At 69.3% G+C, this 11,819-nt stretch carries 6 protein-coding genes; 3 read left to right on the forward strand and 3 right to left on the reverse strand.

Annotation, left to right across the window (positions count from 1 at the left end):
- Nucleotides 1-89: 89 nt before the first annotated feature.
- Nucleotides 90-560: a MarR family winged helix-turn-helix transcriptional regulator gene (locus DBV35_RS23345; protein ID WP_108662751.1), complete on the forward strand. Its 471-nt coding sequence runs from the start codon at nucleotides 90-92 to the stop codon at nucleotides 558-560.
- Entirely contained in the window at nucleotides 557-1,684 is a 1,128-nt protein-coding gene (locus tag DBV35_RS23350; protein ID WP_108662752.1) for an FUSC family protein, read from the forward strand. The genes DBV35_RS23345 and DBV35_RS23350 overlap by 4 nt, the downstream gene beginning before the upstream one ends.
- A gap of 13 nt (nucleotides 1,685-1,697) precedes the next feature.
- Here the strand turns inward: DBV35_RS23350 and DBV35_RS23355 are convergent, their stop codons facing one another.
- Both DBV35_RS23355 and DBV35_RS23360 read right to left on the reverse strand, forming a co-directional pair.
- Complete coding sequence (locus DBV35_RS23355) at nucleotides 1,698-2,108, reverse strand: SRPBCC family protein (protein WP_108662753.1); 411 nt, start codon at nucleotides 2,106-2,108, stop codon at nucleotides 1,698-1,700.
- Nucleotides 2,105-2,440 (reverse strand): ArsR/SmtB family transcription factor, encoded by a 336-nt coding sequence (locus tag DBV35_RS23360; RefSeq protein ID WP_108662754.1) that lies wholly within the window; start codon nucleotides 2,438-2,440, stop codon nucleotides 2,105-2,107. Before DBV35_RS23360 ends, DBV35_RS23355 begins: the two co-directional genes overlap by 4 nt.
- A 349-nt stretch (nucleotides 2,441-2,789) precedes the next feature.
- Here DBV35_RS23360 and DBV35_RS23365 point away from each other — a divergent pair, with 349 nt between their 5' ends.
- The gene (locus DBV35_RS23365; protein WP_108662755.1) at nucleotides 2,790-9,569 is read left to right on the forward strand and encodes an autotransporter outer membrane beta-barrel domain-containing protein; all 6,780 of its coding nucleotides are present in this window, start codon (nucleotides 2,790-2,792) and stop codon (nucleotides 9,567-9,569) included.
- A gap of 54 nt (nucleotides 9,570-9,623) precedes the next feature.
- Here DBV35_RS23365 and DBV35_RS23370 read toward each other — a convergent pair whose 3' ends face one another.
- Nucleotides 9,624-11,003 (reverse strand): phenylacetate--CoA ligase family protein, encoded by a 1,380-nt coding sequence (locus DBV35_RS23370; protein WP_108662756.1) that lies wholly within the window; start codon nucleotides 11,001-11,003, stop codon nucleotides 9,624-9,626.
- Nucleotides 11,004-11,819: the final 816 nt, after the last annotated feature.

An 11,819-nucleotide genomic window follows, 5' to 3' on the forward strand; every position in this document is an offset into this window, starting at 1 on the left:
GAGCCCCCCGCGCCGGCTTTCTTCGTTTGCGGCCTCGCTGCTGAATTAATTTGATTTGCAATTCAAACTAATTCGCCCTTTATAAGGGCATGCCCTCGCCATCCCCCACCGTCCGCTCCCGCTTCGGGATCCGCTTTTCCCTGCTCGCCCGGCGCTGGCGCCGCGCGCTGGAGGTACGCCTCGCCGAGGCCGGCCTCTCCGACGCGACCTGGGTGCCGCTCGTCCATCTCCAGGAGACCGGCGGCGGGATCACGCAGAAGGAACTCGCCGCCCGCGTCGGGATCGACGGGTCGAGCCTCGTTCGCCTCCTCGACATCCTGTCGCGCGAGGGCCTGGTCGAGCGCCGTCCGGACGAGGCGGACGGGCGCGTGCGCCTCATCTTCCTGACCGAGGAGGGGACGCGCCGTGTCGCCGAGATCCGCGCGACCCTCGAAACAGGCGAGGCCGAGATGCTCGCCGACATCTCCGACGCCGAGATCACCGCGATGCTCGACCATTTCGACAAGATCGAGGCGCGCCTCGCCGAGATCGAGGCCGCGCGAAAGGGGACGCCGCGATGAGCCTCGGCGGGAGCACGGCCGCGGCGCCGGGAACGCGGCGGATCGATGCGGCGCGTCATCTCCTGCGCCCGCAGCAGGTCCGCGAGAGCATGGCGCTCGGGCGGCAGCCGTCGCTCCGCAACGCGATGCTCGCCGGGATGCAGGCGGCGATCACGATGGTGATCGCGCTTCCGCTCGCGCATGTCTCGCCCTGGCCGCACCTCATCGGGTTCGCCGCGCTTGGCGCGCTGGTGGCGCTCTTCGGCCGCTTCGCGCCGGCCGGCCGGCGGAGCCGCATCGTCCTTTATTGCGCGCTATGCCAGACCGGGGCGGTGCTTCTGATGTCGACCGTCGCCTGGCTCGGCGCGCCGGTGGAGGTGCGGCTCGTCCTCCTCGCGCTCGCCTGCGGGGCCTTCTATTTCGCGACGACGACGGGGGAGTTCGGCCCGCCGGGCGCGCTGATCTTCGTGTTCGCGGCGGGTGCCGCGATGGGGGATGCCGCCTCGCTGTCGGTTGTCGGGGAGCGGACGATCGCCGTCGGCCTCGTCGCGGCGCTCGCGTGGCTCGTCTGCGCGGCGACGGAGCGGCTGCGCCATCCCGCGACCGCGGAACGGGCCTTTCCGGCCGAGCCCTTCCGCCCCGCAAGTCACCGGCTCCTCGCCGCCGCGCGGATCGCGCTCGGGGCTGCGATTGCCGTCTTCGCCGCCTATGCGGTCGGCGCGGCGCATCCGACCTGGGCCGCAATGGGCGCCGTCGCGGTGATGCAGGGCGCGCACCTCCACATCAACATGAACCGCGCCCTCCAGCGCATGGCGGGCACCGTCGTCGGTGCGGTCGTCGTGTGGCTCATCCTGCTGCTCGACCCCACTGTCGGGGCGGTGATCGCGGTGCTCGCGATCCTGCAATTCTCGACCGAGCTCATCATCGGCTCGAACTATGCCGTGGGGCAGATCCTCGTGACGCCGATGGCGCTCCTGATGAGCCATCTCGCCGCGCCGGAGGCGGCGAGCGTCGCGATGGCGCCGGAGCGGGTGCTCGACACGATCGTCGGCGCGGCGGTCGGGATCGCGATCGCGATCCTCCTCTCCACGCTCGACGACCGGACCCATCTTGCGAACCTGCAGGCGGCCCGCTCCCGCGGCTGAGGTGCGCGGGGCGTCACGCCGTCTCGGCGAGGACCCGCTCAAGGTTCGCGAGGAAGCGCGGCCAGCCGGCCTTCGCGCCCTGGAAGGCCTGCTCCTGGTCGGGGCGGAAGCCGGTCTGCTCCATCCTGAGGCGCGTGCCGTCGGCGGTCTCCGTGAGCGTCCACGTGACGACGCTCTCCAGGCCATAGGCGTTCCAGGTGTAGGCGAGGGTGACGTTGGGCTCCACGATCTCGACCGTGCAGTCGACCGAGCCCCAGTCCGCGCTGAACTGGAAATGATGGCCGACGACGGGGGCGAAGTCGCTCTTCATCAGCCACTCCGACAGGAGGTGCGGCTCGGTCAGCGCGCGCCAGATCTTTGCGGCCGGATAGGGGAAGTCGCGCTCGATGGTGACGGTGCGCACATCGGATTTGGTGTCGCTCATTGGTCCATCCTTTTGAGAAGGTCGTCGAGGGCGTCGAGCTTCTGTTCCCAGTAGCCGGCCATCTCCCCGGTCCAGTGGAGGAGGGGGGAGAGCGCTTCCCGCTGGGCGCGGTAGCGGGTGTGGCGGCCGTCCGGGCGCGGCTCGACGAGCCCCGCCTCGCGCAGGATGCGCAGATGCTTGGAGACGACCGGCTGCGAGACGCCCGCGATCGCGGTGAGCGCGCCGACGCCCGTCTCCCCCTCGCGGCACAAATGCTCGAAGATCGCGCGGCGGGTCGGGTCGGACAGCGAGCGGAAGAGCGCGTCGGACGGCGCGGGGGACGGCTGGGTCACGGGAGTGGAGAACGCCTATTTCATACCCTGTTGGCTATGAGATAACGTATAGCCATTCGGCTATGTAAGCGTCAAGCCGCGCGGTGGAGCGTCTTGCGTTGGGTTCATGCAATTTATTGCGCCCCTGTCGCAGCCGGAATCGCTCAAATTGCCCGAATATGTTGCCTAAAAAACGCTTCCGCTCGCGAATGCGGCAGAAGGGCGGCGGCGACGGCCGATTGCGCATTGACCCGCCGGGTCTGGAAAACCTCAAACTTCCGTCGGGTCGGTCATGTGTCCGCGCGTGTCTCCCGCTCCCTCGATTCAACCCCGGCCGATGCGATCGCGGCCGGTCTTGGAGACAACACGGATGGCACGAAAGCAGCGCCGGAACCCTGCCGCTTCATCTGAGACGACGCGATCGGACGAGGGCAGGGACGGGCAGGCGCCGGGCGGGATCCTGCGACTGCAGCGCCAGGCGAGGGTCCGGCGGATCGCCTCCTCGCTGCTCTTCCAGTCGACCGCGCTCGCGGGGACGATGGCGGGCCTGCCGATCTACTCGCGCGCCTACGCGCAGGCCTCCTGCAGCCCGTCGGTCACGAGCTACACGATCGACGGCTCGCAGGATTTCGATGCGGCCGACATCGCCTCCATGCGCAAGGCGACGCAGCAGACCTTCACCTGCACGATCGACTCGAGCACCACGATCACGACGCCGCAATATGCCTATGGCGGCGCCTACGCCTACTATCAGAACGCGCCGACGAACCAGCTCTACCTCAACGACGACAACTATGTCCTCACGCGAAAGGGGTCGTATTTCGGCTGGAACGGCCTGAACATCACGATCACCAACAACGCCGACATCAGCGTTGGTTCCAGTGCCGACACGACTTCGATCATCGCGAACAACACCAGTTCCGACGATCTCCTCTTCCAGAAAAAGACCCAATATAACGCGCTGTCCGTCTATTCGCGCGGCTCGATGGCGCTCGGCGGCGACCACGCCTACAGCAGCAGCAAGCAAGACTACGTCAAGAATCCGGCTGGTTTGGGCGGAGCGATCTCCATCACCAACACCGGTTCGGTGTCGAGCAGCATCGGCGCCGGCATCTACGCCTTCTCGAGCGGCGGGCTCCAGGTCGACGGCGGCGAGAACGGCGTGGGCGGCGACGTCTCGGTCACCACGAGCGGTGACGTGTCCGGTGCCAAGGGCGGCATCATCGCGGTCAGCCAGGGCGGCTTCTCGACGATCCAGGCGCCCTATGGCGGCGAGGGCACGGGCGCCGTCGGCGGGACGGTCACGGTTGCGGTGACGGGCGCTGCCAACGTCTCGGCGACCACGACCGGCCCCGGCGTTTTCGCCGCCTCCTATGGCGGCAATGCCCTCTATCAGACCAACACGTTCGGCCAGTACATCTATGGCGGCGGGGGCGGGGCGGGTGGCGACGCCACCGTCAATCTCGGCTCCAGCACCGCCGCGATGACGGGGACGATCTCCACCGCGGACGTCGGGACCAATGCCGGGCCGCAGCAGATCATCCGCAAGACCGGCGCGGCTGTGGCGGCGGTCAGCGTCGGCGGCGTCGGCGTCTATGCGGGCGTCTTCATCTCCGGCGGCGGCGCGGGCGGGGACGCCACGGTGAATGCCTACGGCTCGTCCGACACGATGATCAAGACCGGCGGCGGCAACTCCCCGGCGATCCTCGCGCAGAGCGTCGGCGGCGCCGCCCAGGCCGCGGGCTACAACGATCTCAGCCTCTCCGGCGGCGACGCGGGCACGGCGACGGTCAATCTGTCGGGCGGCGGCAACATCCAGACGACCGGGTCCCGCTCGATCGGCATCCTCGGCCAGTCGCTCGGCGGCGCGGGCCGCAACGACGACATCTATGTCTCGACCTACGGTCAGGCGGGCAAGGGCGGCAACGTCGCCATCACCAGCGACTTCAACATCACCAACACCGGCGACTATGGCCACGGCATCGTCGCCCAGTCGGCGGCGGCCTCCTTCGCGACGGCGATCTACGACAATGCCGGCGACAGCTCGATCGTGTGGGGCGACACCAACGACACGGCGACCGGGAGCAGCTCCGTCACGGTGACGAACACCGGGACAATCAACGTCTCCGGCACCGACGCGCACGGCATCGTCGCGCAGTCTATCGGCGGCGGCGGCGGCATCCTCACCAACTCTGATGCGCTGAGCACGAACAGCGTCGGCCTCGTCGACACGAGCGCCAGCCAAAGCATCGGCGGCTACGCGTCGGCGAACGGCAACGCGGTCACCGTCAACAACCGCGGCGCGATCACGACGTCCGGCAAGGCCGCGACGGCGACCTCGAGCGGGTCGAGCGACGACACGATCGGCGGCGGCATCGCGATCCTCGCCCAGTCGATCGGCGGCGGCGGCGGGACGAGCACGGGCCAGGGCTCGTTCGGCCAGCTCGGCGGTTCCGGCAATGCGTCGGGGAATGGCAGCATCGGCGGCGCGGTCACCGTCAACAACTACGCGACGCTCACGACCTATGGCGACGAGGGGCACGGCATCGTCGCCCAGTCGATCGGCGGGGGCGGCGGCGCGGGACGCAACGCGAAGGGCCTCTTCCACTCGGTCGGCGGCAGCGGCGGTGCCGGCGGCAATGGCGGGACCGTCGTCGTCAAACAGAACGGCGACATCGCCGTCGCGGGCGACTCCGCCTCGGCCGTCATCGCGCAATCGATCGGTGGCGGCGGCGGTGTCGGCGGCACCGCCAGCTCCTGGGGCCTGTTCTTCGCGTCAAGCGTCGGCGGCAGCGGCGGACCGGGTGGCGATGGCGGCTCGGCGACCGTCACCGCGGGCAGCGCGGCGACGATCAGCACCAAGGGCGACCACGGCATCGGCCTCCACGTCCAGTCGATCGGCGGCGGTGGCGGCACGGGCGGCGCCGCGAAGGCGAGCTCCGACGGCATCGGCTTCTCCATCGCCATCGCGACCGGCGGCCGCGGCGGCGTCGGTGGCACCGGCGGCACGGCGAGCGCGACCCTCGAAGGCAATTTGACGACGGAGGGCAAGGACGCGATCGGCATCCTCTCCCAGTCGATCGGCGGCGGCGGCGGCGCGGGTGGCGCGGCGACGGCGAAGGCGGTGACGGAAGGCGTCCCGTTCGACGAGGACGGCAACACGTTCGCCCTCAGCCTCACGGTCGCGCACGGCGGCGACGGCGGCAAAGGCGGCAACGCGGCCGAAGCCACGGGCTTCGTCAATCAGGGCGCGAGCCTCACGACGAGCGGGGACGGCGCGACCGGCGTCGTCGTCCAGTCGATCGGCGGCGGCGGCGGTGCGGGCGGCGATTCCACCGCGACGGCCGTCACCAAGTCGCTGTCCGACCTCTTCGGCGGCGACGACAACGACGACGACGATGATGACAGCGACGACGGCGACGACACCGACACCAAGAATTACAGCCTGAACCTGTCCTTCGCCTTCGGCGGCCAGTCCGGGACCGGCGGCGATGGCGCGGCCGCCTACGGCCACATCCAGGGCACCATCAAGACGACGGGCGACCTCGCGGACGGCCTCCTCGTCCAGTCGATCGGCGGCGGCGGCGGCGCGGGCGGCGCGGGCACCGGCTCGGCAAGCACAGCGAAGGGCGCGACCTCCGCGAGCCTCGGCATCGATGTCGGCGCGAAGGGCGGGGTCGCCGGCAATGGCGGGCGCGCGCAGGGCGGCCTCAGCGACAACGGTTATGTGAGCACCGCCGGCCACGGCTCGCGCGGCGTGCTCGTGCAGTCGATTGGTGGCGGCGGCGGTGCGGGTGGCGGCGGTTCGGGCACCGACTCGACCGACTGGGACATCACCATCGGCATCGGCGGCGATGGCGGTGGCGGCGGCCATGGTGGCGCGGCCTATGGCTGGAACGCCGGCACAATCGTGACGTCGGGCGACTTCGCCGACGCGATCCTCGTGCAGTCGATCGGCGGCGGCGGTGGCGCGGCCGGCCTCGGCAAATCGTCCGTCACCTTCCAGGACGAGAAGGATGACGACGACGACAACGACGATGACAGCGACAGCGACGCCGACAAGAGCGGCGACGATGACGACGACGACGATGCGAGCCACACCATCACCATCGGCAATGGCGGAGGCGGTGGGGGCGGCAACGGTGGCGACGTCTTCGCCGGCGTCGGCAAGGATGGCGGGGCGCTGAAGCTCGGCACGATCACCACGCACGGCGCCTTCTCACACGGCGTCCACGCCCAGTCGATCGGCGGCGGCGGCGGCACCGGCGCGACCGCGCAGTCGAACGACGACAGCTCGTCGAGCAGCAGCTCCAGCGCGACCGCGAGCTCCAGCGACGATGATGACGATGACGACACGCCCGACGCCTCCCTGACGATCGGCGCGAATGGCGGCGATGGCGGCACCGGCGGCACCGTGACCGTCTATGGCAGCACAACCACCACCTACGGCTTCGCCTCGTCCGCGATCGTCGCCCAGTCGATCGGCGGCGGCGGCGGCACGGGCCTCTCCTCCGGCTTCTCCGTCTCCAGCGTGAAGCTCTCCCTCGGCTCCAAGGACGTCTCGTCCGGCGGCGGGACGGGCGGGACCGTCAACGTCACGGTCGAGAGCGGGCAGACGCTGACCACCAATGGTGCCAATGCGCACGGCGTGATCGCGCAGTCGATCGGCGCGGGCGGCGGCCTCGGCATCGTCGCGCTCGGCAGCGCGAGCGACACGAACGACGAATCGCTCTCCGACATCATCGACATCACGCTCGGCTCGAACTCCGACCAGAAGAACCTCAACGACCTCGATGGCGGCGACGTCACGGTCACGCACGAGGGCGCGATCGTCACCAGCGAGGAGCGGTCGATCGGCATTGTCGCCCAGTCGATCGGTGGCGGCGGCGGCTTCATCTCCGCCTCGTCGGCGAACATCAAGAGCGTCTCGTTCGAGTCCGACCAGCAGCGGGGTGCTGGCTACAATGCCGAGGTGAGCCTCACGTCTGGCACCATCACCACCTCCGGCGACGGCGCGGCGGGCATCGTCGCCCAGTCGATAGGCGGGGGCGGCGGCTTCGCGGGCGATCTCACCCAAAAGCTCAACGCCTACTATGCGGGCTACAAGGCGAACTACAAATATTCCGGCGGCGACGGGCGCCATTCGGGCACCGTCACGGTCAAGGTCGACTCGAACAGCTCCATCTCGACCACCGGCAAATACGCCCACGGCATCATCGCGCAGTCGGTCGCCGGCAGCGGCGGCATCTTCGAGAAGAACGGCAAGACCTACGCCGGCTCGCTCCACCGCAACGGGCCCAACAACGAAGCGGCCGTCAATGTCACCGTGGACGGCTCGGTGAGCGTGGCGAGCCCGTCGAGCTGGGCGGTCTGGACGCAGGTGCAGAACACGACGTCGACGATCGTGATCGGCTCGACCGGCACCGTCAGCGGCGCAATCGGCAGCGGCTATGGCGGCGCGATCTACGGCGCGACCGACAAGAATAGCGGCTCCACCTCGATCGAGGTCTCCGGCACCCTCTCCGGCAACGTCACCGCCAATCGCGGCACGATCACCGTCAAGGACGGCGGCACTTTCGTCAGCGGGTTTGTCAATATCGACACGCTGTACGTGGCGACGAGTTCGTCCGGCTCGGGCGCTCTCGATAGCGGCGGGAAGGGCAACATCTTCCAGTCCTATATCGACGGCAATCTCATCGCGCAGCCGAGCGGCTCCGACGCCGTCGCGGCCACGATCGTGAATTTCGACGTCGCGGCCGGCTTGGGCGGCACGGACAGCATCGTCGTCACCGGCTCGTTCTCGGGCGACTGGTCGGTCGGCATCAACGCCATGTACCTCCAGCCGAACTACAAGATCGACATTATCAAACCGACCGCCACGGTTGAGGGATCGACGATCACGGTCCAGTCGTCCGACGTCTTCAAGATGGCCCCGGTCACGCAGGGGTCGGACGGCTGGTTCAGCACCACGATCGAGAGCGCGAACTTCTCGGCCGTCGGCGCAACGCTCGGCCACAACAATCGCGAGATCGCGAACGGCCTCCAGAGCGCGTGGGACACACTCGCCGCGCGCGGCAACGGGGTGAGGGCGGCCCGGCCGGCGACCGCCGCGCCCACCGACGGCGGACCCAGGATCGGCGAGGTGTTCGCCACCTTCCACACCGCGACCGAAGAGACCTTCGAGGACATGCTCGCGACCTTCGCCTCGCACGCCTCGCTCGGCGCGGTCGCGCGGGCGCCGACGATGGCGATCTCCACCGCCTCACGCCTCATGACGTGCGAGGGCTTCACCGAGGGCGCCTTCGTCGGCGAGGGGGAATGCGCCTGGATGGCGGGCCTCGGCGCGACGGCGGACCATGACGGCTTCCAGGATTCCGATCCGGGCTTCACCGTCGACACCTATGGCTTCCAGGCCGGCGGGCAGGCTGAGATCGCGGAGTCCTGGTTCCTCGGCGGCACCTTCGGCTACGAGCGGGGCGACTATCGCGGCGACGCCTACGGCCAGACGCTCGACACCGACACCGGCTTCGCCGCCGTCTCGGTGAAGAAGGAGATCGGCGGCTTCGTCCTCGGCGCGGCGGTCGGCGGTGGCTACACCTGGGGCGACGCCAAGCGCACCTTGGTGAACGGCACCTATGTCGCCACCGTGGAGGGCAGCCCGGACTCCAGCTATGTCTTCGGCCGGGTGCGTGGCGCCTACACCTACGCCTTCTCCGACTGGGGCTATATCCGCCCGGCGATCGATGTCGACGTGATCAATATCGACCAGAAATCCTACAAGGAGACCGGGGCCGGGGCGCTCAACCTGATGGTCGACGGGCAGAACCAGACGCTCTTCGCCTTCACCCCCTCGCTCGAGATCGGGGCCAAGGTGAACATCACCGAGACGCTGCCCGCGCGCCTCTTCGCGAACGCGGGCGTGACCTTCCTCACCGACGACACGTTCACCTCGACGGCCCGGTTCGAGGGTGTGCCGACGATGGATTCGTTCGAGACCGCCACCTCGCTCGGCGACGCGATCGCGCGGGTCGGGGTCGGCATCGACATCGCGGCGAAAGAGGGTTTCGAGCTGAAACTCCAGTATGACGGGGCCTTCTCCGACGACGTTCAGTCGCACGGCGGCTCGCTCCGCCTCGGCTACCGGTTCTGACCGAGGCCGGTCCCTCCCGCCCACCCTTCGCAGGGTGAGCGGGGCGGGCCGCTCCTACGCTGTCCAGACGTTGCCGCGCCGGTCGTCGACGCGCTTCGCCTTGTGCGTCTCGCGCGGCAGCGTATCGGGTTCGAGGATCGAGACCGCCGCGCCGACGCCCGTCGCCGCCTTGATGTGATCCTTCAGCCGCTTCGCGAGCGCGTCGTCCGGCACGTTCACGCCGTGGATCCGCTCGGCCTCGACCGTCAGGCTGTCGAGGTGGTTCTCTCGTTCGACGACGAGGCGATACTCGCCGGTGAAGTCGTGGTCCTTGCGGACGATCGCTTCGACGTCGGACGGGAAGATGTTCACGCCGCGGATCACGAGCATGTCGTCGAGCCGGCCGTGGACGCCCATGAGGCGCATGCTCGTCCGCCCGCAGCTGCATGTCTCCTCGGAGAAGGAGACGATGTCGCCGGTGCGGAAGCGGATCAGCGGGCGCGCGCGCTTCTTGAGCGTCGTCAGCACCATCTCGCCGCGTCCGCCCGGCGCGACCGGCTCGCCCGTCTCCGGGTCCACAACCTCGACATGGATGTGGTCCTCGGCCCAGTGGAGGCCGTCCTTCGCCTCGCACATCCCCGCGCACGCGCCGAAAATGTCGGAGAGGCCGTAATAGTCGTAGACGTCGGCGCCCCAGAGCGCCTCGATGCGCGCCCGCGTCTCGGGGATGGAGCCGCCCGGCTCCCCGGCGACGAAGATGCGCTTGATCGCAAGGTCCGTCTTCGGGTCGATGCCCTTCTTCAGCGCCGTCTCGCCGAGATACCAGGCGTAGGAGGGCGTCGTCCACATGGCGGTCGCCTGGAAGGTGTCGAGGATCGACAGGAGCCGCTCGGACGGGACGGTGCCGGCATGGATCGAGAGCGCGCCGAGCTTCTGCGCGCCGAGCACGCACGGCCCGCCGATGAAGAGGGAGAAGTTCAGCGAGTGGGCGTAGCGGTCGCTCGCTCTGAGGCCCGAGGACCAGAACTGCCGCGCCTCATAGTCCATCCACTCGTCGAAATCCTCGGCGGTGAAGGGGGAGACCGTCGGCACGCCCGTCGACCCGGACGAGGCGGAGACATAGACGACATCCTCCTCCGGCACCGCCGCGAGGTCGCCGAGGATGGGCTTTGCCACCTGCCGCTCGCGCAGGATCGCCTTGTTGATCGTCGGGAAGCGGCGCAGATCCTCGAACGACTGGAGGTCGTCCGGCGAAATTCCCGCCGCGTCGAAGGCCTCGCGATAATAGGGGGCGTTCTCGTACGCGTGACGGAGGCTGCGCTTCAGGAGGTCGAGCTTCAGCGCGTCCCACTCTGCGCGGGTCTGCGTTTCGAGCGCCGGGTCCCAGAAGGGGCGGTTTGGGTCGGCCGCGCGCGCGTCCGGCGCCGGGCTCGGGGCGTGGAAGGGTTTGTTCATTCGGTCCTCGTCGTGGGCTGTCGACGCGGGCCCGCATTCTCGCAGACGCCACGCGGACGAACCGCCGGCTGGGGAAGACGGCCCACCCCGCACGGACCGCGACGGGGGTGTCAGGCGATCCGCATGGAGGCGGTGCGCCCGGCTGGCGGGCGCGATGCCATCGCGATCGAGCGCCCGGTGGAGCCGTGTTTCTCGCACATGCGAAAAGGTCCTTCTGAGGGGACCGCGAGCGCCGCCACATCCTAGCGTTGCTCATAAGGCTCCGGCAGCGACCGCACGAAACGGCCCCCGCGGACGGGCACTCAGGATTGCCTATTCATATAGTCTGGAAGGTGAAACCGGAAACACTTCAGGGTTGCAAATGCGCGCGGCGGTGCACCCGTCGCCCGGCGCGTCCCTCGGCGACGCCGGGGCTGCTGCACTGCGGCGGGGTCCGCCGCCATCCGCGCGTGTCTGCATCGGCCGCCGCGGCCACGCATCCGGTTGCGGCGCTGTCCGACCGAGGGGGCAGCGCGCGCCACCCGGCGCCGTCTCGCTCGGCGACACAGCCCCCGAAGACGATGCGAGGAGGAAGCGGGGAGGGGACGGAGTCCAAGAAGAGATTGCGGGCGTCGGCCATTCGGCGTCGGGGATCGGCAGCCGATGAGACGCGGGAGCCCGCAAGCGATGGGAGCAGACACCAGTCGCCAAGAGGGCAGAGGGCAGAGGGCAGAGGGCAGAGGGCAGAGGGCAGAGGGCAGAGGGCAGAGGGCAGAGGGCAGAGGGCAGAGGGCAGAGGGCAGAGGGCAGAGGGCAGAGGGCAGAGGGCAGAGGGCA

It is taken from the genome of Acuticoccus kandeliae, assembly GCF_003073115.1.